This is a genomic window from Pseudomonas sp. B424, from assembly GCF_055408345.1.
This window is the reverse complement of record NZ_JBUZTL010000016.1, coordinates 17265-43363: the sequence shown is the minus strand read 5'-3', so window position 1 is coordinate 43363 and position 26099 is coordinate 17265. Positions and strand designations below refer to the sequence as shown.

Annotated in this window: 23 protein-coding genes and 1 pseudogene; 7 read left to right on the top strand and 17 right to left on the bottom strand. The window is 59.5% G+C overall.

All coding sequences use genetic code 11. The features are described from left to right. Positions 1–2 precede the first annotated feature (2 nt). The 5 genes from modB to ACZRMS_RS17725 form a co-directional block, all read right to left on the bottom strand. Complete coding sequence (gene modB, locus ACZRMS_RS17745; RefSeq protein WP_048361749.1) at positions 3–683, bottom strand: molybdate ABC transporter permease subunit; 681 nt, start codon at positions 681–683, stop codon at positions 3–5. Next, the gene (gene modA / locus ACZRMS_RS17740; RefSeq protein WP_463996344.1) at positions 684–1451 is read right to left on the bottom strand and encodes a molybdate ABC transporter substrate-binding protein; all 768 of its coding nucleotides are present in this window, start codon (positions 1449–1451) and stop codon (positions 684–686) included. It abuts the gene before it with no gap. A gap of 132 nt (positions 1452–1583) precedes the next feature. Beyond that, positions 1584–2240 carry a DNA oxidative demethylase AlkB gene (gene alkB, locus ACZRMS_RS17735; RefSeq protein WP_463996343.1) on the bottom strand — a complete coding sequence of 219 codons (657 nt, stop codon included), beginning with the start codon at positions 2238–2240 and terminating at the stop codon, positions 1584–1586. A 4-nt stretch (positions 2241–2244) separates the two neighbouring features. Further along, entirely contained in the window at positions 2245–2412 is a 168-nt protein-coding gene (locus ACZRMS_RS17730; RefSeq protein ID WP_095029368.1) for a hypothetical protein, read from the bottom strand. Positions 2413–2431: 19 nt separating this feature from the next. Then, positions 2432–2734, bottom strand: coding sequence for a DUF1883 domain-containing protein (locus ACZRMS_RS17725; RefSeq protein WP_003445729.1), 303 nt, complete (start codon positions 2732–2734; stop codon positions 2432–2434). A gap of 210 nt (positions 2735–2944) precedes the next feature. On the opposite strand from ACZRMS_RS17725, the gene ACZRMS_RS17720 reads away from it, so the two are divergent. The 3 genes from ACZRMS_RS17720 to ACZRMS_RS17710 all read left to right on the top strand — a co-directional run bounded on the left by ACZRMS_RS17720 (position 2945) and on the right by ACZRMS_RS17710 (position 5058). Further along, positions 2945–3295 (top strand): hypothetical protein, encoded by a 351-nt coding sequence (locus ACZRMS_RS17720; protein WP_463996342.1) that lies wholly within the window; start codon positions 2945–2947, stop codon positions 3293–3295. A 189-nt stretch (positions 3296–3484) separates the two neighbouring features. Continuing rightward, positions 3485–4135: a c-type cytochrome gene (locus ACZRMS_RS17715; RefSeq protein ID WP_463996341.1), complete on the top strand. Its 651-nt coding sequence runs from the start codon at positions 3485–3487 to the stop codon at positions 4133–4135. Next, positions 4132–5058 carry a c-type cytochrome gene (locus ACZRMS_RS17710; protein WP_463996340.1) on the top strand — a complete coding sequence of 309 codons (927 nt, stop codon included), beginning with the start codon at positions 4132–4134 and terminating at the stop codon, positions 5056–5058. The genes ACZRMS_RS17715 and ACZRMS_RS17710 overlap by 4 nt, the downstream gene beginning before the upstream one ends. 49 nt (positions 5059–5107) lie before the next feature. Here the strand turns inward: ACZRMS_RS17710 and ACZRMS_RS17705 are convergent, their stop codons facing one another. Both ACZRMS_RS17705 and ACZRMS_RS17700 read right to left on the bottom strand, forming a co-directional pair. After that, positions 5108–5389, bottom strand: a complete 282-nt coding sequence (locus ACZRMS_RS17705; RefSeq protein WP_463996339.1) for a hypothetical protein — start codon at positions 5387–5389, stop codon at positions 5108–5110. A gap of 30 nt (positions 5390–5419) precedes the next feature. Further along, positions 5420–5605 carry a hypothetical protein gene (locus ACZRMS_RS17700; RefSeq protein WP_048361757.1) on the bottom strand — a complete coding sequence of 62 codons (186 nt, stop codon included), beginning with the start codon at positions 5603–5605 and terminating at the stop codon, positions 5420–5422. A 263-nt stretch (positions 5606–5868) separates the two neighbouring features. On the opposite strand from ACZRMS_RS17700, the gene galU reads away from it, so the two are divergent. Together galU and gorA are read left to right on the top strand one after the other, a co-directional pair. Further along, the gene (gene galU / locus ACZRMS_RS17695) at positions 5869–6708 is read left to right on the top strand and encodes a UTP--glucose-1-phosphate uridylyltransferase GalU (RefSeq protein ID WP_095036572.1); all 840 of its coding nucleotides are present in this window, start codon (positions 5869–5871) and stop codon (positions 6706–6708) included. A gap of 134 nt (positions 6709–6842) precedes the next feature. Further along, positions 6843–8201, top strand: a complete 1359-nt coding sequence (gene gorA / locus ACZRMS_RS17690; RefSeq protein ID WP_463996338.1) for a glutathione-disulfide reductase — start codon at positions 6843–6845, stop codon at positions 8199–8201. Between the two features lie 1094 nt (positions 8202–9295). On the opposite strand, the gene bcsC is transcribed toward gorA, so the two are convergent. The 9 genes and pseudogenes from bcsC to bcsE all read right to left on the bottom strand — a co-directional run bounded on the left by bcsC (position 9296) and on the right by bcsE (position 23164). Next, positions 9296–12826, bottom strand: a complete 3531-nt coding sequence (gene bcsC, locus ACZRMS_RS17685) for a cellulose synthase complex outer membrane protein BcsC (RefSeq protein WP_463996337.1) — start codon at positions 12824–12826, stop codon at positions 9296–9298. Continuing rightward, complete coding sequence (bcsZ, locus tag ACZRMS_RS17680; RefSeq protein WP_463996336.1) at positions 12814–13929, bottom strand: cellulose synthase complex periplasmic endoglucanase BcsZ; 1116 nt, start codon at positions 13927–13929, stop codon at positions 12814–12816. The genes bcsC and bcsZ overlap by 13 nt, the downstream gene beginning before the upstream one ends. 4 nt (positions 13930–13933) lie before the next feature. Next, positions 13934–16258: a cellulose biosynthesis cyclic di-GMP-binding regulatory protein BcsB gene (gene bcsB / locus ACZRMS_RS17675; RefSeq protein ID WP_463996335.1), complete on the bottom strand. Its 2325-nt coding sequence runs from the start codon at positions 16256–16258 to the stop codon at positions 13934–13936. Beyond that, positions 16255–18857: pseudogene (gene bcsA, locus ACZRMS_RS17670) on the bottom strand (UDP-forming cellulose synthase catalytic subunit). The gene bcsB and the pseudogene bcsA overlap by 4 nt, the downstream one beginning before the upstream one ends. Beyond that, positions 18850–19584, bottom strand: a complete 735-nt coding sequence (gene bcsQ / locus ACZRMS_RS17665) for a cellulose biosynthesis protein BcsQ (protein ID WP_463996334.1) — start codon at positions 19582–19584, stop codon at positions 18850–18852. The pseudogene bcsA and the gene bcsQ overlap by 8 nt, the downstream one beginning before the upstream one ends. Then, positions 19581–19817: a cellulose biosynthesis protein BcsR gene (gene bcsR / locus ACZRMS_RS17660; RefSeq protein ID WP_048361764.1), complete on the bottom strand. Its 237-nt coding sequence runs from the start codon at positions 19815–19817 to the stop codon at positions 19581–19583. Before bcsR ends, bcsQ begins: the two co-directional genes overlap by 4 nt. Further along, the gene (gene bcsG / locus ACZRMS_RS17655) at positions 19787–21433 is read right to left on the bottom strand and encodes a cellulose biosynthesis protein BcsG (protein ID WP_463996333.1); all 1647 of its coding nucleotides are present in this window, start codon (positions 21431–21433) and stop codon (positions 19787–19789) included. Before bcsG ends, bcsR begins: the two co-directional genes overlap by 31 nt. Further along, positions 21420–21620 carry a cellulose biosynthesis protein BcsF gene (gene bcsF, locus ACZRMS_RS17650; protein WP_074836839.1) on the bottom strand — a complete coding sequence of 67 codons (201 nt, stop codon included), beginning with the start codon at positions 21618–21620 and terminating at the stop codon, positions 21420–21422. The genes bcsG and bcsF overlap by 14 nt, the downstream gene beginning before the upstream one ends. Continuing rightward, the gene (gene bcsE / locus ACZRMS_RS17645; protein ID WP_463996332.1) at positions 21617–23164 is read right to left on the bottom strand and encodes a cellulose biosynthesis protein BcsE; all 1548 of its coding nucleotides are present in this window, start codon (positions 23162–23164) and stop codon (positions 21617–21619) included. The genes bcsF and bcsE overlap by 4 nt, the downstream gene beginning before the upstream one ends. A 536-nt stretch (positions 23165–23700) precedes the next feature. Here bcsE and ACZRMS_RS17640 point away from each other — a divergent pair. Then, positions 23701–23937 (top strand): YdcH family protein, encoded by a 237-nt coding sequence (locus ACZRMS_RS17640; protein ID WP_463996331.1) that lies wholly within the window; start codon positions 23701–23703, stop codon positions 23935–23937. A gap of 26 nt (positions 23938–23963) precedes the next feature. Then, positions 23964–24260 (top strand): putative quinol monooxygenase, encoded by a 297-nt coding sequence (locus ACZRMS_RS17635; protein ID WP_463996330.1) that lies wholly within the window; start codon positions 23964–23966, stop codon positions 24258–24260. A gap of 63 nt (positions 24261–24323) precedes the next feature. On the opposite strand, the gene ACZRMS_RS17630 is transcribed toward ACZRMS_RS17635, so the two are convergent. Beyond that, positions 24324–26096 (bottom strand): acyl-CoA dehydrogenase C-terminal domain-containing protein, encoded by a 1773-nt coding sequence (locus ACZRMS_RS17630; RefSeq protein ID WP_463996329.1) that lies wholly within the window; start codon positions 26094–26096, stop codon positions 24324–24326. Between the last annotated feature and the right edge of the window lie 3 nt (positions 26097–26099).

Sequence of the window (26099 nt, the reverse complement as noted above, 5' to 3'; positions counted from 1 at the left end):
GTTCAGCTCCAGCTGGTTTGGGACTTGCGGCTTGAATACAACGCCAGCAGCACCAGAAAGGAAAACACCACCATCGCCCCTGCGAGCCAGTGGGCCTGCGCATATTCCAGCGCCTCGACGTGATCGTAGATTTGCACCGACACCACCCGGGTTTTTTCCGGGATATTGCCGCCGATCATCAGCACCACGCCAAACTCGCCGACCGTGTGGGCAAAACCCAGAATCGCCGCAGTGATAAAACCGGGCCTGGCCAGAGGAAAGACCACGGTGAAGAAGGTATCCCACCGGTTCGCCCGCAAGGTAGCGGCGACTTCAAGCGGTCTGGGGCCGATGGCCGTAAATGCGTTCTGCAGAGGTTGTACGACAAAAGGCATGGAGTAAATGACCGAGCCGATCACCAGCCCGGCAAAACTGAACGTCAGGGTGCCGAGCCCCAGGAACTGGGTGAACTGGCCCACGTACCCGTGGGGGCCCATCGTCAGGAGCAGATAGAAGCCAATGACGGTGGGTGGCAACACCAGGGGCAGCGCCACGATCGCCCCGATGGGGCCGCGCAACCGTGACCGGGTATGCGCCAGCCACAGTGCGATTGGAGTGCCGACCACCAGCAAAATGACAGTGGTCAATGACGCCAGTTGCAGGGTCAGCCAGATTGCAGCGAAGTCAGCACTCGTGAGCGGCATTTACAGGTGGTAACCGTAGGATTGGATGATGGCAGTCGCTTTTGGACCCTTGAGGTACTCGGCCAGAGCCTTGGCAGCAGGATTGTTCGCACCCTTTTTGAGGATGACGGCATCTTGCCTGATCGGGTCATGCATGGCCTCCGGGACAATCCACGCCGAACCGCTGCTGACTTTGCCGTCTTTATAGATCTGGGACAAGGCTACAAAACCCAGTTCAGCGTTGCCGGTGGAAACAAACTGGAAGGCCTGTGTAATGTTTTGCCCTTCAACGATCTTGTCTTTGACTTTGTCCGTCAGGCCAAGCCTGGCCAGCACTTGCGTAGCCGCCAGGCCGTAGGGGGCCGCTTTGGGGTTGGCTATGGACAGGTGCTTGAACGGTTTGTCAGTCAGCGCCTTGTCCGTGCCATCGATATAGCCGTCTTTGGCAGACCACAACGCCAGCGTGCCAATGGCGTAGGTGAAGCGCGAGCCCGGGACTATATCGCCTTCTTTTTCGAGTTTCTCGGGCGTGCTGTCATCCGCCGCCAGGAAAACCTCGAACGGCGCACCGTTTTTGATCTGGGTATAGAACTGGCCGGTAGCGCCATAGGCCGCTATCAACGTGTGCCCGGTGTCTTTTTCAAAGTCGGTGGCAATGGCCTGGATCGGTGCGGTGAAGTTGGCTGCCACTGCAACCTGCACTTCATCTGCCTGGGCCGGGGCGAAGGCGAACCACCCGATCACTGCAGCCAGCGCGGTGGGAATAAAGGGGCGAGCACGAACGTTCATGACAAAACTCCATTAGAGGCGAGGGCAGCCCGTCGTTATTGAGTTGTATTGGGCAGTCAGGAAGATAATCGCTATATAAAAATATATACAGCGCTTTGTCGTGCAAGGAGCAGGAGGAGGGGCAAAGGGGGGCTAGCCGGCCTGGCGCAAGGTGATATTGATCCGCTGCTCGCCCAGCAAGTCGTGTTGCCCGGGTTTGATTGGCATCACCCCGTGAAAGCGCAAGCGGTCCACGCCACCCCAGACCATGATGTCACCGTGGAACAGCGAAATACGCTGAGCAGGGGCGCTGCGCTCAAACCCGCCGAACTGAAAGATTGCCGGCAAACCCAGAGAAATCGACACGATGGGCGCCGTATAAGAGCGCTCGTTCTTGTCCTGATGCAGCGACATTTTGGCGCCCGGTGCATAGGCGTTTATCAGGCAGGCGTCAGGTATGAAATCGGCAAAGCCGGCGGTTGCCGCCGCCGTGTGTGCCAGCGCGAGGAAGACCTCGGGCATGGGCGGCCACGGACGAGCACTCAGCGGATCGACAGGGCTGTAGCGGTAACCTTCCCGGTCGGTTGTCCAGCCCAGATCGCCGCAACTGCTCAGGCGGGCAGACATCGTGAAGCCACCGGGGGTCTGCATCTGGCGCAAGGGTGCCTGGCCCAGCACGCGGTCAAGGGCGTCCAGTATTTCCGCGATCCTGGGCAGGGCGAACCCCCGAAGCACTAGCCCCTGCTCGCTGATGCGCTCGACACGGGCGGGCTGCTGCAGGTCCTGCCCGGTAAACAGGTCCAGAGACATGGACTTAGAGCGCCTTGCTCGCCTTGATGTCGGTGATTACATCGTCAGCATCGCCGTGGATTTTCTCAAGTGCTGCGCGGGCTTCTTCTTCGGAGCCCGACTGAAGTTGAGCAAACTCAAAACGACGTTCGCCATTGAGTTTGTACTTGATCACGTACTTGGTGGTTTGCACGGTATGTCCTGCCTTGGGTTTAGCGGAGTTTGGAGCTGGAGCGACGCACGATTTTGATGGTCGGCTGGAAGCTTGGCTTGCGGGTTACGCTGATGGCCCGGCTGGTGACGGTGTCAATGGTGATGTTCCAGAAACCGGTGCTCGGTGCTGTGATGCGGGCCGGGAAATCCTTGAACGCGCCGCCATGGTAAGAGTGGCGGCCACCATTTTTAAAGCTGCGAAAGTGCGCATCGCTCATCAGGCGGATGTTGCAGGGCTGGGAGCACTCGATAACGACGATGTCGTCTTCGTTAAGGTGCTCACGCTGGTGAATAAATTTCATGGGGGCTCCAAAAGGGGGGCATTTACCGAAAAATCAGCACGCTAGCACGTGCTTTGGCCCGGTCTGGGGGCTAAAGGTGGGTATTATGCCGTGATGCGGGTGAGTTTGACGCAAAACGTGGATAATCCGCCACTATTGCGTATTTATTCACTATGACCAGGGAGAAATCCTGAACTTTTACGGTCGTAGGATCTTTAACGGAGAATGTATATGAAGTGGGGCGTACTAGCGGCGATGCTGGTTTTGGGGGGCTGTGCATCCGTCACGGATATTGAACAGACATTGCCCACGATGAATGTAATCTCGGGCAAGAAGCCGGATGCCTATGCTCAATGCCTGGTGCAGCAACTGTCCAATACACGCAGGGCTCCTCAGATAGAGCCGCACAAGGATGGATTTCGGGTCATCGTCCCGCAAAAGCTGACGTCCAACCCGACGGCAGTCATTGATATTGAAGAACGTTCCGGCGGCAGCAGCATCAAGGTCTATGAAAGCATGTCCAACGTGCCAGTGCGCCCGGGCGACATCCGCAAAGCCGCAACACACTGCATTTCAGGCTGATTGAAGCCCGGCTTCGGCCAACCCGCCGCTGTACCCCGAACCTGACGAGTGCTCTGCGCGGCGTCAGGTTTTTTTTCGGCTGAATGCTGTGTTCATGCCAAAGCAGTGTTGTGACCTTGTGCGAGTTCTCCTACGCTCTATATGCTTATATTTTATAGGCCTAAGCATATAACAATAATGGAGCTGGTCATGATTCCACTCAAGCGAACGCTATTGAGTAGCGTGATGCTGTTTACCGTGAGCACTATCCAGGCCCAGCCGGCCCCCAACATCTATTTGCAGGGCGGCGCCCAACCGGGTGCCACCGCCTGCGTGGCTTGCCACGGTGCAGATGGCATGGGGCTGGCGCCCGCCGGGTTTCCGCGATTAGCCGGTATATCTGCCGATTACCTGAGCAAGCAGTTACACGATTTTCAAACGGGCAAACGGGTCAGCCCTGTCATGCAACCCCTGGCCAAGTCGTTGACCGATCAGGAAATCGCCTCGGTTACGGCCACGATTGCTGGCATGCCGGCACCTGCCGTGCCTGCCATCAACCGCGCGCGCATGCCTGACGGGCCGGGTGAAAAACTGGCCTTGCGCGGTGCATGGGACCGACAGATCCCAGAATGCGTCAGCTGCCACGGGCCTGGCGGCGTAGGCGTGGGCAGCGCGTTCCCACCACTGGCCAATCAACCGGCGATGTACCTGACCGCACAGCTCAACGCCTGGCGCGATGGCACGCGCCACAACGATCCCGACGATTTGATGGGTCATATCGCCAAGTCCATGACCGAGGACGAAATCAAGGCGGTTGCCGAGTATTTCGCCAATGTGGGTCACAAGGAGGTCACCCCATGAAAGTTCTGATGCCGGTCTGTGCATTTTCAATTCTCCTGAGCTCCGGGGTGCATGCGGCGACCATTGCCATGGAGGATCAGTCCCAGATCAAAACCCCTCCGGTTCCCGACAAGGGCGTGACTTACTTCCAGCCGCCGCAACAGAGCGAATTGCCGGACAACGCCTACGGCAAGATGGTCATGGATGGATATGCCCTGTTTGTCGACACCAGACGCCAGGCGCCAAAGTTTGTGGGCAACGGCCTGAACTGCACCAACTGCCATCTGGATCAGGGGCGGCTGGCCAACTCGGCGCCACTGTGGGGGGCTTACCCCATGTACCCCGCGTACCGAAAAAAGAACGACAAGGTCAATACCTTTGCCGAGCGCCTGCAGGGATGCTTTCAGTTCAGCATGAACGGCGGCACGCCTCCGGCAGCGGATAGCCGGGAAATCACGGCGCTGTCGACCTATGCCTACTGGCTGTCGACCAAGGCGCCCGTGGGCGTTGAGCTACCCGGACGCGGCTACCCCGACGTGCCCGAGCCTAAAGGTGGCTACAACCTGGCCCGTGGTGCAGCGGTGTACAAGGACCAGTGTGCGATTTGTCATGGCGACAACGGCCAAGGGCAAAAGGCAGGCGATGATTACGTGATGCCACCGCTATGGGGCAAGGAGTCCTACAACTGGGGGGCCGGCATGCACCGGATCAACACGGCTGCCTCATTCATCAAGCACAACATGCCGCTGGGCAAGGCCAACAGCCTTAGCGACGAGCAGGCATGGGATGTGGCGGCGTATGTAAACACTCACGAACGGCCACAGGACCCGCGGCTGGTCGAGGGTTCAGTGGAGAAAACCAGGGTCAGGTTTCATGCCAATGACGGGGTAAACGTTTACGGCCAGACCGTGAATGGCGTACTGATCGGGCAAGGTACACAGTAACTCCAGACTGCCGCTAAAGCCTTGCGCTTTAGCGGCATCACTCAGCAGGCTATTTGCATGCCACCACAATGTTGCGGCTTTTGAAATTACCTACATCGACGCCCAGGGTCTTGTCTTGCTCATCGACCGCAGGGGTACCATCGGTACCGATAATGGTATAGCCGGTGCCGGCACAAGAGGCGTCTGCCTTCTCATAACACTTGGCCCACGACATGGCCTCGCCAGAGCAGTCGATGCTCAACCCTTGCTTGCCATCAGCAAGGTAGGTGTTGGACGCCGTAGCACAGCCACCAAGCGAAACCAGAGCGAGCAATGTCAGAATTTTTTTCATCGTAGTGTGATCATCACGAAATGGGCTTGTTTATTTTTTGTTGCGCCGACGGGCAGGGGGCGCTGGCTGGTCCTGAAGCACCGAAGCGACCTCAACGGCGGCCTCTTGCGAGCTGAAGGGACCTGCAATGTTTTCACCCGATGCGTCAAACACACACCATTGGCCCGATTCATCGGGTTTGATTTCATAACCGTTTACGCTGACTGTTGCGGACATCGACGAGCTGCCTGATTGGCTGGATTAATAGGGGAATGATAGCGTAAGGGCATCAAGTAAGTGTTAATGCCTTTACAAGCAGACAAGTGTGCTATTTCATTGGTTCCAGTACCGCGATCGACAATCAAAATCACCCGTCAAGGAACTAACGGGTTTTTTTTTATCTAAGTTGGCATCGGTTTGCTATCAGGAGGCATTGTAACGTCGATGCCGCCTGATTAGACTGCGCCAAAATTGGAACGTACGCCCCTTTAAGGACTCATATGATCAAGAAATGCTTGTTCCCAGCAGCCGGTTACGGCACTCGCTTTTTGCCAGCGACCAAAGCCATGCCTAAAGAAATGCTGCCGGTGGTGAACAAGCCACTGATCCAGTACGGGGTTGAAGAAGCACTGGATGCTGGCTTGACTGAAATCTCCATCGTAACGGGCCGCGGCAAACGCGCTCTGGAAGACCACTTCGACATCAGCTACGAGCTGGAAAACCAGATCAAGGGTACGGACAAGGAAAAGTACCTGGTCGGTATCCGTCGCCTGTTGAGCGAGTGCTCGTTCTCGTACACCCGTCAGACCGAAATGAAAGGCCTGGGTCATGCCATCCTGACCGGCCGCCCGTTGATCGGCGACGAACCTTTCGCGGTCGTACTGGCGGACGACTTGTGCGTCAACCTGGAAGGCGACGGCGTCCTGACGCAAATGGTCAAGCTGTACAACCAGTACCGCTGCACCATCATCGCGATCCAGGAAGTTGATCCGGCCGAGACCAACAAGTACGGCGTGATTGCTGGCGAAATGATCGGTGATGACCTGTACCGTGTGCGCAACATGGTTGAAAAACCGGCACCGGAAGACGCACCGTCCAACCTGGCCATCATCGGTCGCTATATCCTGACTCCGGACATCTTCGATCTGATCAAGCAGACCGAGCCGGGCAAAGGCGGTGAAATCCAGATCACCGACGCCCTGATGAAACAGGCTCAAAACGGTTGCGTGATCGCTTACAAATTCAAGGGCCAGCGTTTTGACTGCGGCGGCGCTGAAGGCTACATCGAAGCAACCAACTTCTGCTTCGAAAACTTCTACAAAACCGGTAAAGCTTACTAATAGCACCGGCCTGTAGAACGCTTCAAAAGAAAGCCACCCTCGGGTGGCTTTTTCGTTTTTTTGCTTTCGACAACCTCTGGCGCTGGTCAATCGCGCTGGAGTGATTATGCTGATGGACTGCCCAGGAGATAGAAATGGCCTACGAATTTGATTTGTTTGTAATTGGTGCGGGTTCCGGCGGCGTGCGAGCTGCGCGTTTTGCTGCAGGTTTCGGCGCAAAAGTGGCCGTGGCTGAGAGCCGTTATTTGGGTGGTACGTGCGTTAACGTCGGTTGCGTACCCAAAAAGCTGCTGGTTTACGGTGCGCATTTCGCTGAGGATTTCGAGCAGGCCTCCGGGTTTGGCTGGAGCCTGGGCGAGGCGAACTTTGACTGGGCGACGCTGATTGCCAACAAGGATCGCGAGATCAATCGCCTGAATGGCATTTACCGCAACCTGCTGGTCAACAGTGGTGTGACCCTGATCGAAGGCCACGCCAGGCTCACCGGCCCCAACGAAGTGGAAATCAACGGTCAGCGCCACACCGCCAAACATATTTTGATCGCCACCGGTGGCTGGCCACAGATCCCCGAAATCCCGGGCCATGAGCACGCGATCAGCTCCAATGAGGCGTTCTTCCTCAAAGAGTTGCCAAAACGTGTGCTGGTGGTGGGGGGGGGGTATATCGCGGTTGAGTTCGCCGGGATTTTCCATGGCCTGGGCGCCAAAACGTCCTTGCTGTATCGCGGTGAGATGTTCCTGCGCGGTTTCGACGGTGCGGTGCGCAAGCATTTGCATGAAGAGCTGACCAAGCGCGGCATGGACGTACAGTTCAACGCCGATATCGAGCGTATCGACAAGCAGTCTGACGGCAGCCTGAAGGCCACGCTAAAAGATGGTCGCGAGTTGATTGCCGATTGTGTGTTCTACGCCACAGGGCGTCGCCCGATGCTGGATAACCTTGGGCTCGAAACCACCGGGGTCAAGCTGGACAAGCGCGGTTTTGTGGAAGTGGACGATCTGTACCAGAGCGCCGAGCCGTCGATCCTGGCCATTGGCGACGTGATTGGCCGCGTTCAGCTGACACCGGTGGCGCTGGCAGAAGGCATGGCCGTAGCACGCCGCCTGTTCAAGCCTGAGCAGTATCGCCCGGTGGATTACCAGATGATCCCGACCGCAGTGTTCAGCCTGCCCAACATCGGCACGGTGGGGCTGAGCGAAGAGCAGGCGATTGAAGCCGGGCACAAGGTGCAGATTTTCGAGAGCAGCTTCCGTCCGATGAAACTGACGCTCACCGAGTGCCAGGAACGTACGCTGATGAAGCTGGTTGTGGATGCCGACACCGACAAGGTGCTGGGTTGCCACATGGTCGGCCCGGAGGCGGGGGAGATCGTGCAGGGCCTGGCGATTGCTTTGAAAGCAGGCGCGACCAAACAGCACTTCGACGAAACCATCGGTGTACACCCGACGGCTGCCGAAGAGTTTGTGACCATGCGCACTCCGGTCAAACGCTAAAACTGTAGATACTCTGTTCCCGGTCAAGCACTGGCGAAGTGTTTCTCGCTAAACAGCTTGGCCGGATCAAAGGCGTCCGAGGTGGCAGGCCGGTGTGTTTGGTGTCGGGATGTGTGACGCCTCCTATCCGCTGTGGGAGCGAGCCTGCTCGCGAAGGCATCACTGGGGTTTACCAGAAAGATCGCGTCGCCTGTTTCGCGAGCAGGCTCGCTCCCGCAAAAAAGGGTGTTGTTTCAAATCTGGTTATTGTCTTTGCTTTGGCTGTAGCCACGGGATTGTCCAGACGACACGAACGCCCCTCACAGGTGGCCGTATGGCAGGGCAGGGACTCGCTGTAAGAGCGAAACCAATATTTCAGTTAAACGCGAATGCCGGATATGTACCCGGTATCGCAGTTACTGACACAGCGTACATATCCATTCGATGCGCCACGGCGTTCTACGGGTTTCGCCCTTACGGCGAGGCACTTTTTCCAAACGCCGAAAAAGTACCCAAAAAGGCTTGCCCCGGCGTACGGCCCTCGCTGCGCTCAGGTGTCCCGAAGGGGCGGGCAGATCAAAAGCAATGCCCGCCGAGGCGGCCGACCGGCCGGCCTGTTTGCCGGCGAGGTCTGCGAGACTCGCTCATCTCCTCTGTGGGAGCGGGCTTGCTCGCGATGCAAGCGGCGCGGTATTTGAGTTGAATCGCGCCGATGCCATCGCGAGCAAGCCCGCTCCCACATGGGGTTGTGCAGTTTCAAGCCTTAACCTTTGCTTTTGCTGTAGCCACGGGATTAATCAAGCGACACGAATGCCCCTCACAGGAGGCTGAACGCAGGTGCTGTTCTGGGGGTGCGCGGCAGGACGGGCCATCCTTGGCCCAACACGGCTCTACCGGCATCCATGCCGGAAGGCCCACTGCGCAGAACCTCCACTCGGCCTCCCGAAGGGGCGGGTAGATCAAAAGCCAAGGCAAAGCCAAAGCAAAAGATTGCGCAGTACACAAACCCTGTAACCGCTGCCGAGGCACGAAAGCTGCGATGGGCGCAGAAGCAGGTTCTTCGCCCCTTGTCCCAGACGTCGAACCTCGGCAGCGGCTACACGCAGTGCCTGTTGTTACCTGAAGTCGGCATACGGGATCAGCGGTTGCACCGGCATTGGCAAGTTGCCTTGCCAGACATCGAAGGTGTAACGCAGGTAGAGCATTGCCCGACTTGGTGCGTAGCTGTCACTGTGTTGATAGAGCAAGCCACCCCCCAGCACCAGGTTGTCCGTCAACCTGCGCTCTGCCAGCCCCTGCAAGCGGTAGCCGATGCCGGTGCTGCTGCCGCCCGACGTCTGCCCCAGGCCATCGGACAGCTCGAAGCCTGCATTGTCCAGTTGCTGCAACAGCTTGTCGTTCAACCCGCTCAGCGGATAAAGGTCGTTGGCATCGGTCTTGGCATACGACCAGCTCACCGAACTTTCCAGTGACACCGACCAGTTGGCTGTACGGAACGCGTAGTTCAGCGGCACGCCGATCGAGTAGTACTTCTGCGGGCTGTAGTAACCGCCCTGGCCCAGGGTGTACTCGCTCAGGTCCTTGTCATAACCCCAATACATCAATGTCAGGCCAGTGCGCATACGCTCGTCGGCACGCTCGACCAGGCGATAGTAGTAACCCGCCATGGCCGTGCTTTTGTGGTTGTCTTCCACGTTCTTGCCGCGCAACCAGTGCTGCCCGAAGCTGGCCCATACGCCATCCACGCCGCCTTCGTCGTGGCTCAGGCTCAGGGTCACGCCGTTGGAGGTGACGCCGCCCCAGGTGACGCCGGTATTGAGGTCCTTGGCGCCGGCGTAAGACAGGATCGAGTTGCTCATGGGGCGGCGCGAACCGGTCAGGGTCCAGCCCAGTTCGCCAATCTTGCTGCTGTAGCCCACCCCACCCAGCCAGTTGGGGACCTTGAAGGTATCCGGTGTGCGCCCGATATCGATGTTCCACACCTCGTTCTTCCAGCCGGCCGCCATCATGGTGCCGTTGGCCGATTGCGAGCGGTCATCACAGCCCGAGAAATCCGGGCCGGTGGTGCCTTTGCGCCTGACCGATACCCCGCAGGTGCCGTAGTTTTCGCGAACCAGGCCGTCCGGGTCGGCCTTGAATTTGCCCGCATCCATGTTGAGCTGTTCAGCCCGCATAAACCCTGTGCCTTCGGCAACCGGCAAGTCCAGTTGCAGGATGGTGGTCCGGGTATCTGTGTCGGAAGTACCTGCAGACGCGCTGTCCGAACGCCAGCCGTAGTCGGTGTACAGGTGCAAAGTCGGGTTTTGCCGTTGGTACAGCTCATCCACGTCGCTGCGCAGGCTGCGTGCCAGCCATTGGTCATCGTCCTTTTCACGGCTGGCCATGGTCATGGCACGGTTGTCACGGGGGTTGGCCTGCCCAGGGCTGATCAACCCGGCAGACGCCATGCTTTTGGCGTAGTAATCCAGCGCCTGTTGCGGCTCTGTGGCAGATATCAGCCGTGCTGCATCGCGGTACATCAGCGGGTCGGCCTGGGGGGTGTTGAGCAACTGGGTGTACATGGCCCGGGCTTTGTCCGGTTCGCCAACAGCTGCCCACGAATTGGCCACGCGGCGCAGTTGCGGGGAGGTCAGCACGGTGCCGGGGGCGGGCTGGAACTGTGCCAGTTGCTGACGAGCAGCGGGCAACTGCTTGCTGGCAATCAGGGTTTCGATCTGCCCCAGTCGCGCTTCGGTGTTGTCCGGCTGGCTTTTCAAGACCTGGCTGTAGAGGTTTTGCGCCTGGGTGTTGTCACCACGCTCCTGGGCCCAGCCGGCGACCGTCATCAGTTCGTCGGTGTCCGGTTTGCTCATCAACAGGGCAACGGCTTCTGGCTCCTGGCCGGCAGCACGCAGGCGGTCGGCGCGGGCAATCAGCTCGTTGCGTTGCAAGCGAGCGTCCAGCTCACGCATGGAGTCGGTCCATTGCGCACGGGGCAGTTGTTCCATTGCGCTCAGGGCGCTGGCATCGCGGTCGCTGGCCGACAGGTAAAGCGCGTAGGCATACACGGCCTCAGGGTTTTTCCCCTGGCGACGCATTAACTGCTTGAAGCTGTCATCGGCAGCGCCGGGCTGGTTGATCTCGCGCTGCGCATTGGCCAGACGGTAAGTCAGCCAGGGCTCATCAGGGTTTTTTTCGCGGATCTTGCTCAACAGCGCCACTACTTGTGGCCAGTCCTTGCGGGCGGCGGCTGCGTCGGCTTGCTGGTTCAGCTCGTCCAGCTCCAGGCTTTGGCGCAGACCGGCAAAATCCTTCTGGCTGGAAGGGGGCAAACTGTTGAGGAAATCCTTGGCCTTTTCCGGAGATTGCGCGCTGTACAAGCGCATCAGGCCACGCACCGCACTGCCGTTGGTGGGCTCCAGACGACGGGCCTGCAACAGCAGGGCCTCGGCCTGGATGTCGTCGTGCTCGGCGCGGGCAACATTGGCCAGCCCGATCAGCGGGTCGGCGTCCCCCGGTTTGGTCTTGCGGGCTTGCGCGTAGGCGTTGCGTGCCGCGCCCGGATTGTTTTGCTCAAGGGCCTTGTCGCCCTGGCTGAGCAGCATCCGGTAGCGACTGGCGTCCATCAGGTCCTGCCACTTACTGATGTTGGATGTGTCCTGATCCTTGGTCCGCGCCGTGGCGAAGTTGGTGTTGGCCTCGGCATACCGGCCCTGACGGAACAAGGCCATGCCCAGCGCGCCATAAAGTGTAGGGTCATCGGGGTATTGCTTGAGTGCTTTGCGCAACATGGCTTCGGCCGCCACCGGGTTGCGCGACTGGTCGACCATTTGCTTGCCCTGGGCCCCGGCACTCCATGCCGGGTCGCCAAGCAAGCGCTGCTGTTGCTGCAGGTTTTGAGTGGCTTCACCGAGCAGCGGGGAGGACGGGTAGCGCGTGACAAACCCTTGCCAGGCCTGGGCCGACGCACGATCCACAGGCAAGGTGCTGAGGTAGGTGTACTCACGCTCGGCCGCCGCTTTGCTGGCGAGCGGGTCGGTGGACAGCTGCTGCAGCACGGCCAGGGCTTCCTGGGGGCGGTTTTCCCGGAACAGCAAGTCAGCCAGGGTTTGGCGCAGGCCGGCGTTGCCCGGGTACTCTTTGTCCAGTACCCGCAGTTGCTCGATGACTTTAGGGTGCTGGCCCGCGATGTTACTGCGGATGCGCAGGTACTCCAGCGCCGTGGCGAAATCCGGCGGGGCATCGCCAAACAGGCGCTCGAAGATCGCAACCGCTTCTTCCGGTCGACCTGCGGCGGCAAACAGGCGCGCCTGTTGCAAGTCTTTCTGGCTTTGCGGGTCTTGCAGCTTCATCAGGCTCTGGGCCTGACGCAGTGCCGCAGAATTGGGGGCAACGCTTTGCAGCTGGGCCAGTCGCTGCTGGGCCAGTTGAGGATTTTTATCCAGTAATGCCTGGCGAATCGATGCCACCAGCGCCTGGGGGTTGTTCGGTGCGATCAACTGCAATCGGGCCAATGAGGCGCGTACCAGGTCCTCGCGGTACATGGCCTCGCCGATACGCACCTGCTCCAGTAGCCACTGTTGTTGCTCCTGCACTGTGGTCGGTTGTGCGATGGCTGCGGTGGACAAACCACCGAGCAGGAAAGCCCATGTTGTTATTTTTGGCATGTGTTGATCCACGCAGGTAATAGCTGACCATCCTTGTCAAAGCGATAGCGTTGTTCATCCCAGCCCTGACCAAACAGCAGCAGTGACTGGTTGTAATAAGCATCAGCCGCGGGCGGCTGTTGCTGAATCCTTTGTTGTTGTACCGCGAGCGCGGGGGAGTCCAGGCTGGCCAGCAGTGGCAGCATGGCAGCGCTGAACCCCACCGGCCCGGTTCCGGTGTATTTGCCGGTCAGTGCATTCACGCTTTCCGGCACATAGCCCAGGGTTTGCGTGAGGCTGGCCATGGGGGCGAAGTGCTGTTGCAGGGTTTGGCGGTTGGGTGCGTCCTGCGCCAACATGCCGACCCACAGGTAGACGCGAATGGCATCGTAGTCGCCCAGCGAGCCGTCTTTTTTGCTGTCGGGGGCCCAGCCCCCGGCGGCTTTCCACAACAGCCAGTCAGGCGCAAACCCCTTGGGCGAGCCCTCGATCAGCATGCGCTGCTGATTGCGCCCAAGTTCCGCCCAGATGGGTGAGATCCGGGCAAAGCGTGCCAGCAGTTGCGGCGGCAAATAGCTGGGGTTCAGGCGCCAGCCTTTGGGGCCGTCAAAACCGATATCGCCCGGCAACAGCATCAGGCCCAGCCCGGGCATTTTGCGCAGGCTTTGTGCCGCACTGCGCCAGAGCAGGTTTTGGCCCAGTGTCACGTACTCCGGCAACTGCCACAGACGACCGGCTTCAAGCAGGCTGTAGGCGATCCACAGATCGGCGTCGCTGGCATTGTTGGGGTCCAGGATCTGCCACTTGCCGTTTTTGCCCAGCCCCCATTGCCACGCCGGTAAATGCGCTTCAAGGTTGCCGCCCGCCAGGTTGTTGCGGGTCCATTCAAGAATGCTGGCGAAGCTCTCCTTGTCGTTGGCCAGCAAGGCAAAAAACAGCCCGTAACTCTGGCCCTCGGACGTGGTGACCATTTTCGCCGACGAGCCATCAATGATGCGTCCGTCGGCGCTCATCATGGCGCCCTTGTAGCTGTCCCAGGCCGGCCAGTCACAGGCCGCCGCACTCGCCACCAGAGGTGCGCAGCCCAGGGCTGAAGTCAGGGCGAGTGCCGCCAATCGTCCCATGGCCTCAGTCATGCTTGTGCAGACGGCGGTTGGCCGCCCAGCTCAGGGCACGCCACAGCAGGAACGCAGTGAGCATCACGCTGATAACGGCCAGCACGGCCAGCAGTACCGGGTGCTCGGACAGCTGGTACCACAGCAGCAGGTACCACGGCAGGTTGCCGACAAAGTACTGATCGCCCACCAACTGGCTGTAAACACCGCTGCTGCGCACCAGTGCGACGGAGCCCGAGATGGCATCCAGCTTGCCGCTGTCACCCATCACTTCGCGCAACAGGTTGTAGTCGGCATCATCATTGCCCAGCAGCGCCACGATGCTGCGCTGGTTGTGGCTAGGCGACTGCATGCCCACGATTGCCGCAATCGGCGCCTGGGCCGTCACTTCAACCTTGTTGGCAGGCTGGTTGCGGGCGTCAGGTTTCAGGCTGCGGCGATTGTTCGCGTCGATGGGGGTGGTGCCGTAAGGCTGCACCAGCATGTCGCGCTGGCGTTGCAGCAGCACGTTCAGGTCCGGGTTGTCGCGCAGGTCCGGGGCCAATTCGCCCAGCAGCAGGTCGGCATCTTGTTTGGACGCCGTTTGCCAGTCATCGCTCAAGCGCACGCCGAAGGCCGGATAGCCGGTGCGGGCAGAAATGCTGGCCACGGTTTCAAGCAGGGTGCTGATTTGGGTCGGTGTGCTTTTGGACGGTACCACCACGATGGATTCGGACATGTCGGCCATGCGGCTGAACGGGAAGCCACTGCGGGCGAATGCCTTGAGGTCCGGCATGCTGAGGTAGTGGTGATAACCGGACATGTCGATGGTCGAGTCTTCGTCGATGATCGCTTGGGTGTTGGTCGGCAGGATGGTCTGGCAACGGTCGCGCTGGGAGCTGCCCATGGTGCTGGCGAAATTGAAGTCGAAGCGCAGGCGGTTGCGGTCACCGATCTTGAGCGAAGGTACGATCAGTTTGTCATTGACGTTGGCGGTGTCGTTGGACAGCACCGACAGACGCAGTTCTTCGAGGTTGCTGGTGTCTTTGCGCTTGAGCGGCAGGCTGGTGATGAACTGGTCGTTGAGGCTGATGCTCAGGTTCGAGTCATCACTGTTCGCCGGCGCGGTGTAGCGGTATTGGGTGCGCAGCGGGATGCCCTGGTTGCGCCATACGAACAGGTCGGGCGGCAGGTTGATGTCCAGGGTAATCGGGCGCGGTTGCAGCCCGCTGACTTGCAACTGCTGAGCGTAGGTGATCAGTTCGGCAAAGCGTACAGGCCGGTCGGTACGCATCCATGCCGGGGCATCGTAAGGTTTGCGCGGTTGCAGCTCTTCGACCTTGTCGATGGTCACGCGTGAGCCGCGCAGCAGGTGACCGCCCAGGGCGAGCGCCTTGGCGGCGGTGGCCAGGTCCTCTTCGTTACGGCCCATGACCAGCAGGATCTTGCTGTACGGCGCGTCCGGGTGATCGATCATCTCGACCACGGGGGCGGTCACGGCCGGGAATTTCTCCAGGTCGCTCATAAAGGCCGGGCGGTGATCGTTGGTGGCGAACACTACGGTCGGCTGGATCGCGTCCTTGCTTTGTACACCCGGCAGGTTATCGAGCAACACCGGGAAGTGCGCACCGCGCCAGTTGGACTGGCTACCGAAGTACGAGGCCAGGATGGCGGCCGCTTTCTGTTCGCCCAGGGTCGGGTTGGCGGCGAACACAAACGGCAGTTCCAGTTTGCTGCTGTTGCGTGGGTCGAAGAAGGGCAGCGGGAAAAACGCCAGGTCGTTTTGCACGCTCAGCGCCTGCTCTTGCAGGGTGATGCCGCTGCCACGGCTGATATTGACCCACAAGGTGCTGTTGGCCGGGTCTTCGCATATGTCGGTGTAGTGACCGACAAACTCCATGCGTACCCGGTTGAAGTCCGAGATCAGTCGCGGATCAAGGGCCATTTTTTGCGTGGTTTTACGCCCGAGCTGATCTTTCTCGATCGGCACTACGCCCATCAGCACGTCGTTAAGGTAAACCCGGATATGTGAAATCGTCGGGATCAGTGCCGGCGAAGGGGTGTACTCCAGCTGCAGGCTGGCATCACTGGCGATCCGGTCACGTCGCAGGCTGAATTCCACCTGTTCGGCGCTGCTGATACCCAGCAACAAGCTGTCAGAGGCGCGCCCTAGTTGCTCAAACGTATAAGTGACCGGCCAGCTCGGCAGCGTCTGGTCCGTCTGGGCAAACCCGGTGTTGGGCACCGGTGTGGCCGCAGGCAAATTGCCCGGCAGCGGCAAGGGGGCCGACATCAGCTGTGAGGCGAAGGTCATCAGCGCGAGGCTGGCGAAGATAGATTTTTTAGTTAGACGACTCATGATCTGCTCACTGGCCGGGAGATAAGGGGGGTGGATGTGGGCATGCGCGGCAAAAAGCTGCCCAGCCACTGAAGAACGCGCAAGAAAGGTCGTGCAATGACGCGGACCCACTCAGGCAAGTATTCATAAAGGCGGTAATAGCCTTTGACGCCCAGGGCGAGAATTTCTTTGAGGCTCTGGATCGGCTTGTCGGCTTCAAACCCGCTGTTGTGATCCAGCCAGGCATCGGCGCGGCCAAAGGTGCACTGAACGAATGCGATTTTTTGTTCGGGTGGCAATTGAGCAAAGCTCAGGCCCATGAACATGTCGCGCGAACGGGTCAAAATGCCGTTAAACACAAACTCGCGGTTGCCCCGCTGAAGGATCAGCGACACCGGCGTTCCGACGGGCAGTTGTTGTGGCTGGCTCAGTTGCAAGCCAACCCCGCCATCCGAGTAGTCCACCAGCTCACAGGGGTAGCTGTGGCCATCGTTCAGTCTGATCGCGCCCGGCAAGCGGGTGAGTACCCGGTGGGTGTTGCGCACCTGGCGCACTTCGGCCGCCACCGCAACGGCGGCACCGATGATCAGCAGGTTGTAAACCACCCACAGCACGCTGACGATGATGGTGAAGATCTCGTCCCTGGGCCCGGTAAACAGGCGCCAGACGGCAAAACCCAGGCCGAGCACGTTGAGCAGCGACAGCACCAGATAGGGTTTGGCGGTCTGCCAGTCGAACTGGTTCTCTTCCATCATGCCGCCCTTGGCCGTGACGTTGAACTTGCCCCGCGAAGGGCTGAACAGGGCCACGGTGGTCGGCCGCGCGATGTACCAGGCCAGCACCGTTTCGTAGACCTCGCCCCAGAATGTCTGGCGATACGCGCCTGCATCCGTGAGTTGGTCAGGCTGGCGTGGATCATGTGCGGCAACACGTACAGCAGGATCATCACCGCCGGGGCATAGATGATGTAGGCGTGCAGCACCAGAAAGGCCAGGGGCGCGGTGAGGAACACCAGGCGCGGCAACCCCACCAGAAAGTGCATCATGGCGTTGGTGTAGCAGATGCGCTGGAAGATGGTCAGGCCCTTGCCCAGCAGCGGGTTGTCGGTACGGAAGATTTGCACCATGCCCCGGGCCCAGCGGATGCGCTGGCCGATATGCGCGGACAGACTTTCGGTCGCAAGGCCGGCAGCCTGGGGGATGCGCAAGTAGGCCGAAGTCCAGCCGTTGCGGTGCAAGCGCAAGGCGGTGTGCGCATCTTCGGTAACAGTCTCGACAGCGAAGCCGCCAATGGAGTCGATGGCGCTGCGGCGCACGATGGCGCATGAGCCGCAGAAAAACGCGGCGTTCCACATGTCGTTGCCGTCCTGGATCAGGCCGTAGAACAGCTCGCCTTCGTTGGGGCGGTTACGGAACGTGCCCAGGTTGCGCTCGAACGGGTCCGGCGACAGGAAGTGGTGCGGGGTTTGCACCAGCGCCAGTTTCGGATCGCGCAGAAACCAGCCCACGGTCAATTGCAGGAAGGAGCGGGCAGGCATGTGGTCGCAGTCGAAAATCGCCACCAGGTCGCCGTCGATCAAGGTCAGCGCATGGTTGAGGTTGCCGGCCTTGGCATGCTTGTTATCGGTGCGGGCGATATAGTTGATGCCCACTTCATCAGCAAAGGTCTTGAAGCTTGGGCGGTTGCCGTCATCGAGCAAGTGGATGCGCAACTTGTCTTTTGGCCAGTCGAGACCCAGGGCCGCGTAGACCGTACCACGGGTCACGGACAACTCCTCGTTGTAGGTCGGGATCAGCAGATCCACCACCGGCCATTGCTCAGTGTCCGGGGGCAGTTGCGCCGGTTTGCGGTTCAGCGGCCAGGAGGTTTGTACGTAGCCCAGCAAGAGGATCAACCAGGAATAGGTTTCGGCCACCAGCAGAATCAGGCCGCAGACCAGGTCCAGGTTATCGTTCCAGTTCAGGGTCGAGGTGTAGCGCCACCACAGGTAGCGGCACGAGACAATCACGGACAACACGATCATCAGCAGTGTCGGGAAACGCCCCGGCATGCGCCGCACCAGCATGGCCAGCACCCACAACAATACGACGAAGACCAACTGCGCCAGATAACCGAAAGGCTCGGTGATACAGAGCAGAATCAACGCCAGGGCCAGTACGCCAATGGCGATGTAAAGCACCTTGCGCACCGGCCAGCGCATGTTGTTCCACCAATGGGAGCCTTTATTCACTTGCGGGCCGATGGCTTCAGGCAGCCGTTCAAAAGAGTTGGACAGCAAGTTCCACGGGCGTTGCACGATTGTCAGCAAGGCCGAAAGTGCCGAGCCAAGGCGTGAGCGGAAACTTTGGCGGCCCACCACGCGGGTCTGGTCGGGGGTGCGCACCAGTAGCAACCACAGGGTCTGCACAACGTAGCGCAACGGGTCGCCAATGGTGGAGCGCTTGTCGGCCAAGTGCGGGTACAGACGCCGCCGCTGCTCACGCAGGGCCTTCCAGTTGGGCGACTCAAGGCGCAGGAAAATCCAGCCCAGGGCCTGAATCACGGCCAGGATGAAGGCGGTCAAACGTGTGCAGTTCTGCTCACGCCGCAGGTAGGTATAGGGGAACCAGCGCTCAGCCATGTATGCCTCCCGCTCGCCTGCCACGCAGCAGGCACCAACTGGCCAGGCTGATAATGTCGTGGGCAATCAGGCTGCCCGGCGAATAACGGCCGGCCGGCTCGCTTCTGGCCAGGGCTTCGCCCATGGCTTCGTCGGCGTGCAGGCTCAAGGGGACCAGAGCATGGGCATAACGATGTTGCCAGATCAGTACCAGATCGCGTTGCAGCTGGCTGGCGGCATCGTAACGGTTGATCAGGAACAGTGGCGTCTGCGCGAGTTGCGGTTGCAATAGCACATGGCACGCGGCATCGGCATTGAGCACCATGATGGACAGGTCGCAGTGCGGGTTGGCCACATGCCCCGGCAAACGCTGCGGCAAATCGAAGAGTACCCAGTCAAAGGCATTCCCCAGCGCGGCCTGGCGCTGGCTCCAGAGTTGAGGCTGCTCCAGCAGCATGGTGTCGAGCTGGCTGTATTGCGCCGGTTCCAGCTGCCCGTAGGGCAGCACGCACAGGCCGGGTTCAACACTCCAGGCATGCTCGTGCCAGGGCTGCCGGTCCAGGGTTGCACGGGCCCAGCCCTCTTGCGGAGCCAGGTCCAGGTTGAAATGCAGGCCCAGGGAGTTCTCCGGGCACATGTCCACCAGCAAGACTTTCTGGCCCAGCTCATGCAACGCGTACCCCAGGGCCGCCAGAGTCGAACTGGTCCCTACGCCACCGCGAACGCCACGTAAACTCATTGCAATCATGGGGCTTGCTCCGGGTCTTTTTGCAGATCCAGAGGCTGCTTGTAGCGTGATTCCAGGTAGGCCAGCAACGGCCAGCGCTCGAAGGCCTGCAACAGCTCCATGTTCGCCGACACGTCGACATAATCCAGGGCGTGCAATTCCATCATCGACTTGAGGCGTGCAATGTCATCGGCTCGCTCTTTGCGCGAAAGGATATCGGCACTTATTTGAACCGCTGTGGGTAGGGTAGCCATCCACCGTTCTCCTTGATTCGCACATAGGGCTTGCCGTTGTAATCGAGCACAACTGTCCCTGAGTTTTCCGATACTTTCGGGGTTTGTGGCAGGTCGGTAAGCAGCTTGGACCACTCCACGTTCTGGCCATTACTGAGCGCCGGGTCGGCATACAGCCGGGAAATGATCTCTGCCACTGCCAGGTAACTGCTTGGCTCGGTGACGTGAACCGGTGCGGTTTGCGCGTTGTCGCCCATGTTGATCAGCTTGATGCCCACCGGCACATGGGTAATGGAGTCGCTCGGAATTTCGCGCATGCCGGCAATTTGCATCCGGTCGCCATGCAGCGCTGCACCATGCTCGGGAACGATAGCCACTACTACGCGACGACCGCTTTTTTGAAGCTCTTTAAGGAAGGCATTGAGGTCATCGAGCAGGATCTGCGCCCGGCTGCTGTAGTCGGCAGGTTGGGTGCCGCCGTCGGCCAGCACTCGCCGGTTGCCGTCATGCAAACTGGTGGTGTTGTAGAACAGCGCCATGTTGGGCGAGTCTTCGGCGATACGGTGCTGCCACCACTTGCTCAACACATCACGGTCGCGCCAGATCGGCGAGCCGTCAAAACCGACGTAGTTGCGCGGCAGGCCTGGCGGGGTAACACCCAGTGCCGGTGGCGGCAGTTCGCCCTGTTCGCGAACTTCCTGAAGGAAACCGTCGAATGCCCCGGTGTGGTTGAGCATCAGCTCGTCGGTAAATCCGAGTTTGCGCAAGTCGTCGAACAACAGGCACTGGTCTGCCGGTGGCTTGTACAGTTGGGTGTGGGATGTCTGGCCACAACTGGCGCGCAACAACCGGATAGCGGCAGGGCCGCTGTACGCCGTGGCTGAGTTGAAGTTGTCGAAAATCACGTCCATCTGGCCAAACAGCGGGTTGTCACGCAAACCCACTGCATCCAGGTCGTCCCAGGCCATGGAGCAAATGTTGATCACCAACAGATCAAAGGGTGGCGGCTTGACTGCGGGTTCCTTGAACTCGACCTTGCGGGTCGATTCGCTGAGGTAGAACTTGTCCAGGTAACCGTTGAGCGTCGCATCATCGGGCTCGCCTGCGCTGCTGGTTGTAGTGCCCGATGTTGTCTGGGTGCCGGCCATCAGTGGCGCGGCCGTAGGTGGCAGCAGCCATTGCAGGTTGCCCATGCCGAGCCAGGCAAAGCCCAGCAGGGTGAGTGTGGTCAGGCGCACCCACTGGTTGAGGAACATGTAGCCGACGATCAACAGCAACAACATGGCGCACACTTGCCAGTCGATGAAGCGCCCCAGCAGCTCGACAATATAGTCGAACGAGAAATCCAGTACCCCGGGCTGCGCCAGCAAGCGGCTGAACGGCGGGAACCAGGTGTCCTGATACAACAGGGCCACGGCTACAGGGATGGCAATCAGCGTGCGCACACGGCGCAACATCGGGTGAGCAACAGGTATCAGCAACACCACGGCAAAGATCAGGTTGGGCAGGACCTGAAAATTCAGATGGCCCGTCCAGGCCAGCAGGAATTTGGCGAGAAAATACAGGTTCCAGGCGCCCAGGCCGCGCCAGGGGCCAGCAATTTTTTGCGCCGGGGCGTCAGGCTTAAACAGACTCATCAGGCGTTCTCTGAGCAGGGCTGGCAGGCACACGACGTCGAACGCCGCGTGATTTCATGTAACGAGGTGACAGGTACTGCCCGAAATGATTCTTCAGGGCTATTCGTATGCGCTGTGAAAACAGCGTCAGCAGTACGGTCACCACGCAGGTCAATGCGATGACATCAATCAGCTCTGCAAACGTCATGACTGTGGCTCACTGATAGGCAGCGTTATTCTTTGAGGGGCCAGTGGTGCACGTTCACTGACGCCGGCCATTGGCACGATTGCCGGGCTCTCGACGGGGATATGCAAGTACGACGGTACCGGCCCGGCCTGCATGAAGACTTCCGCAGGCAGGTCGGATAACCCGCTCAGAACCCGGCGCTCAGTGAACATGTCACGCCAGGGCAGGCGGCAGATATTGCCCAGGGCCGGATCCAGACCGTCTGCGCGGCAGGCAAACAGGAACAGGTACAACTCGCCGCCAAGCAGGCAGGCAATGTCACCGAAACGGCGCAGGCACATCTGATTCAAAAACAGCTCTTCGCCAAGCCCCGGAACCGGCTGGAATTTCATCAGCTGATGGGTGACTTCGCCCGAGCTGTCTTTATAGATCTGCGCCACGGCTTCATAGAAATCACGGGGGCTGATCAGACCGCGAATCTGCGGCGGGCGCTGGCGTTCAAGCAGTGTCTCGAAATCGATGTTCTGGCTGTATTGCCAGCGCTGACCCTGGATGCTTTCGATCATGCTTAAAAATCGTGAGAGCAGGGTGCCGTGGGGAACAATCAGGTTGGCCCCGCACGCCAGCAGCAGACGTTCATCGCGGTAGCGTACGGAGGGTTCCATTTCCCGTACCACGATCTTCAGCTCGGGGCCGCTTTGTTCGCGCAGGTCGTGCAGCTGTTGCGCCAGTTCCAGCAGTTGGTAACTGTTGTCGATACCCACAATGATGGTGGCGGCACGGGCTGTTTGGCCGGCCTCAAGCAATGCTTCGCGGCTCTCGAACAGGTACCAGTGCTTGGACATCGATGGCGCGCCTTCCAGCACGGTGCGCTCGGCGAGGTACACGTGCTGATCGTCAGCGACCCGGGGTTGGGTGTCGACCTCGGTTTGCGGGATCAGGGCCAGGGCATTGCCCTGGTCCGAGAGCTTGAACTCCTGACCGGCAGTGACGCCCAGCTCGTTATGCCAGAAGTGCAAGTGGTAGCGCACATCGCCGTTGTAGCGATACAGGCGGCTCAAACCGGCCAGGGTCTGGTTCAGTTGCAGCAGCTCGGTATGCAGCAGTGCCGCTTCGCCGTAGGTGATTACCAGTAGTGTTGCATTGCGTTCCAGCAGCCACGCGCATATGCGCTCACACCAGCGTTGCAGCTGGGACGCCTTGGTGCTGTCACCCCAGCTGCTTGCTGGCAGGATCAGCAGGAGCTGACTTGAAGGGACAATGCGCGCACGACTAAGGTCACGGGTCAGCGTGGCCAGCCCGGGCTCGATGACCTTTTTGCCGATTTCGAACAGCTTGAGCTTGTCGGGGCCGAGGTCGGGAGCAAGGTCGCGGATGATGTCTTGCACCGAGCCGGCGCCGGCAATCAGCGTGGCGGGTACGTACTCCGGGATCTGTTCAATAAATTGCCGGGCCAGCAGTTTTGCGTCATCCGGCTGATCCACCGTGACCCAATATAAACCGCCTGCACGCAGCTGGACTTGTTGATCCAGAAATCCATGTATGGACAAACTGATAGGAACCAAGCGTCATCTCCCCCCGGGGAAAAGCATGTTTCAAAGCCTGTGTCGCTGATGTCCCTGAGGAACAATGCGAGATGGCTTTGAGGGTCAACTGGTTAATGGTGCCAATCATATGGCCACCATCGGATTAGCAAGTCTGACCCATTTGATTTTTTTTAGAGGTGCACGGTCTACATTTTCTAAAACAAGCGTAGTACTACAGTCCGCGACGTGTATTAAAGAAGTCATCTTATCACCGGAAAATCCCCAAACACATGATTTCTGGCACTAAATGTCAAAATATTAACGCCTTGGATTTTTTAGTCATTAAATTGGCGCCTCCTGTAGGCCGGGCAGGGATTCAGCCCGTGCCTTGGGTGCATACGGGTGTAAGACGCCAGAGAAGGTTGGGGGCAGGGGGCACTAAAGTGCTCGCCTGGCTTTCTGAGCGACCTATTGCGTGCTATTGATTAGGTGGGTTCAACGTGAACTGAATATTTCTGATCGGGCTCGCCCTCAGAGCCTGACCCCCGCAACTGAAATGTCCATGAGGTGTAGATATGCCAGTCAAGCACGACTTGTTACAGGACCTGGGGCTTACTAAGGATGCAGTCAGCAAATTCCGCAGCGAAAACGCTCATCTGAACCAGCTGTTTATCCAGTACAGCGAAAAAGATGCCGAAGTCGTTGAAGCCGAAGCCAACGATGCCATAGGCGTCCCTGATGACGTGCTGAAGAAGCTCAAGGAGCAAAGGCTCTTGATCAAGGATAAAATCGCGCAACTATTGGGCGCTTAAGCCACAGCATGCTGCAGGAAGTAGATATGTCCCACATCATCAAAATCGTTGCCACATTGCGTGCCAAGCCAGGGCATGGCAAAACCGTCGAGCAGGCACTGCGCGCCTGCGTAGAAGGCTCGCGCGCCGAGCCTGGCTGTCGCTTCTATGATTTGCACGTGGATCGCAGTGACCCTGAATGCTTTGTGTTTATTGAAGGCTGGGCGGACATGGACGCCATCGAACACCACAAAACGACCCCGCACTATCAGGCGATGGCCCACGCCGTAGGTGATTTGCTGGCGCATCGCGAAGTGTTGTTGCTGGACGAGCTGAGCCTTTAGCCCGGAGCAATGGTGCAACACCCTGCGGCGGCCCTTTAAGGGTCGCCGTTTTATTTGGCGGGTTTAAAAGTGCGCAGCATCGAGTTCGAACAGCGACTCGCTGCCAGCCCGGATCGCCTGCTCCAGGCTCAAGGTACGCGGCAGCAAACGGCTGAAATAGAACCGGGCGGTGGCCAGTTTGGCGGCATAGAACGCCGGGTCGGCATCCAGCGATTTTTGCGCCACATCGGCCATGCGTGCCCAAAGCCAGGCGTAGGCTACATAGCCGAACAGGTGCAGGTACTCGACACAGGCGGCGCCCGTTTCGTTGGGGTTGCTCAAGGCTCGTGCCTGTAGCCAGTCGCTGATGTCCTCAAGCCGCTGCACAGCCTCCAGCAATTCGCTGGCGTAGGGTTTGTCGGGCCGTGTGGCGAAGTCACGAATCTGCGCGGTAAACAGGCGCAGGGTCACGCCGCCATTGGCAATCACTTTACGGCCCAGCAAGTCCAGGGCCTGAATCCCGTTGGTGCCTTCGTAAATCTGTGCAATGCGCACATCACGCACCAATTGCTCCTGACCCCACTCACGAATGTACCCATGACCACCGAACACTTGTTGGCCCAGCACGCAGCTGTCGAACCCGGTGTCGGTAAAGAAGGCTTTGGCCACCGGGGTCAGCAAGGCCACGAGAGCACTGGCGGTCTGTTGCTCCTGGGGGTCGGCAGAGAACTTGGCCAGGTCCAGTTGCTGGCCCACATAACTGGCAAAGGCCCGGCCGCCTTCGGTCATGGCCTTGATGGTCAACAGCATGCGGCGCACATCGGGGTGCACGATGATCGGGTCGGCGATTTTATCCGGTGTCACTGCCCCGGTCGGTGCGCGGCTTTGGAGGCGTTCACGGGCATAGGTGCGGGCGTTCTGATAAGAGGTCTCGGCGCAGCCGATGCCCTGAATGCCGATCGACAGGCGCTCGTAATTCATCATGGTAAACATGGCCGCCAGGCCCTTGTTGGCTTCGCCGATCAACCAGCCGCGGGCGCCGTCAAAGTTGATCACGCAGGTGGCCGAAGCCTTGATCCCCATTTTGTGTTCAATGGAACCGCAGCTCAGCGCATTGCCCTGGCCCAGTGAGCCATCGTCATTGACCAGCACCTTGGGTACCAGAAACAACGAGATGCCCCGTGGGCCGGCAGGAGCATCCGGCAGCTTGGCCAGCACCAGATGGATGATGTTTTCGGTCAGGTCCTGGTCGCCGCCAGTAATGAATATTTTGCTGCCGCTGAGGTTGAAACTGCCATCCGGCAGCGGTTCGGCGCGGGTGCGGATAATCCCCAGGTCAGTGCCGGCATGGGCTTCGGTCAGGCACATGGAGCCGGCCCAGCGGCCTTCGTACATCGGTGGCAAATAGGTACTTTTGAGTGCGTCGCTGGCGTGAGCGTCAATGGCCAGGCAGGCACCCGAGGTCAGCGCCGAATACAGGGCGAAACTGGAGTTGGCGCCATAAAGCATCTCTTCGAATTGCACGGCCAGCATCTTTGGCATGCCAAGCCCGCCGAACTCGGGGTTGCCTGACAGGCCAACCCAGCCCCCCTCGATGTAAGTGTCGTAGGCGGTCTTGAAGCCCGCGGGCGTACTGACCTGGCCGGCCAGCCATCGGGCGCCTTCCTCGTCGCCACTGCGGTTGAGGGGGGCAATCAATTGGCCGGTGACTTTGGCGGCTTCTTCGAGAATTGCATCGGCGGTGCCGGCGTCTACATGGTCGGCCAGTGCGGGCAGCCGGGCCCAGAGTGCGGGGGCCTCGAACAGTTCGTGCAGGACAAAGCGCATGTCGCGAAGCGGGGCATTGAATTCAGGCATGTG

Coding starts and splice junctions, on each gene's coding strand:
- modB (WP_048361749.1), bottom strand. CDS start 683: ATGCCGCTCACGAGTGCTGACTTCGCTGCAATCTGGCTGACCCTGCAA.
- modA (WP_463996344.1), bottom strand. CDS start 1,451: ATGAACGTTCGTGCTCGCCCCTTTATTCCCACCGCGCTGGCTGCAGTG.
- alkB (WP_463996343.1), bottom strand. CDS start 2,240: ATGTCTCTGGACCTGTTTACCGGGCAGGACCTGCAGCAGCCCGCCCGT.
- ACZRMS_RS17725 (WP_003445729.1), bottom strand. CDS start 2,734: ATGAAATTTATTCACCAGCGTGAGCACCTTAACGAAGACGACATCGTC.
- ACZRMS_RS17720 (WP_463996342.1), top strand. CDS start 2,945: ATGAAGTGGGGCGTACTAGCGGCGATGCTGGTTTTGGGGGGCTGTGCA.
- ACZRMS_RS17715 (WP_463996341.1), top strand. CDS start 3,485: ATGATTCCACTCAAGCGAACGCTATTGAGTAGCGTGATGCTGTTTACC.
- ACZRMS_RS17710 (WP_463996340.1), top strand. CDS start 4,132: ATGAAAGTTCTGATGCCGGTCTGTGCATTTTCAATTCTCCTGAGCTCC.
- ACZRMS_RS17705 (WP_463996339.1), bottom strand. CDS start 5,389: ATGAAAAAAATTCTGACATTGCTCGCTCTGGTTTCGCTTGGTGGCTGT.
- ACZRMS_RS17700 (WP_048361757.1), bottom strand. CDS start 5,605: ATGTCCGCAACAGTCAGCGTAAACGGTTATGAAATCAAACCCGATGAA.
- galU (WP_095036572.1), top strand. CDS start 5,869: ATGATCAAGAAATGCTTGTTCCCAGCAGCCGGTTACGGCACTCGCTTT.
- gorA (WP_463996338.1), top strand. CDS start 6,843: ATGGCCTACGAATTTGATTTGTTTGTAATTGGTGCGGGTTCCGGCGGC.
- bcsC (WP_463996337.1), bottom strand. CDS start 12,826: ATGCCAAAAATAACAACATGGGCTTTCCTGCTCGGTGGTTTGTCCACC.
- bcsZ (WP_463996336.1), bottom strand. CDS start 13,929: ATGGGACGATTGGCGGCACTCGCCCTGACTTCAGCCCTGGGCTGCGCA.
- bcsB (WP_463996335.1), bottom strand. CDS start 16,258: ATGAGTCGTCTAACTAAAAAATCTATCTTCGCCAGCCTCGCGCTGATG.
- bcsQ (WP_463996334.1), bottom strand. CDS start 19,584: ATGATTGCAATGAGTTTACGTGGCGTTCGCGGTGGCGTAGGGACCAGT.
- bcsR (WP_048361764.1), bottom strand. CDS start 19,817: ATGGCTACCCTACCCACAGCGGTTCAAATAAGTGCCGATATCCTTTCG.
- bcsG (WP_463996333.1), bottom strand. CDS start 21,433: ATGAGTCTGTTTAAGCCTGACGCCCCGGCGCAAAAAATTGCTGGCCCC.
- bcsF (WP_074836839.1), bottom strand. CDS start 21,620: ATGACGTTTGCAGAGCTGATTGATGTCATCGCATTGACCTGCGTGGTG.
- ACZRMS_RS17640 (WP_463996331.1), top strand. CDS start 23,701: ATGCCAGTCAAGCACGACTTGTTACAGGACCTGGGGCTTACTAAGGAT.
- ACZRMS_RS17635 (WP_463996330.1), top strand. CDS start 23,964: ATGTCCCACATCATCAAAATCGTTGCCACATTGCGTGCCAAGCCAGGG.
- ACZRMS_RS17630 (WP_463996329.1), bottom strand. CDS start 26,096: ATGCCTGAATTCAATGCCCCGCTTCGCGACATGCGCTTTGTCCTGCAC.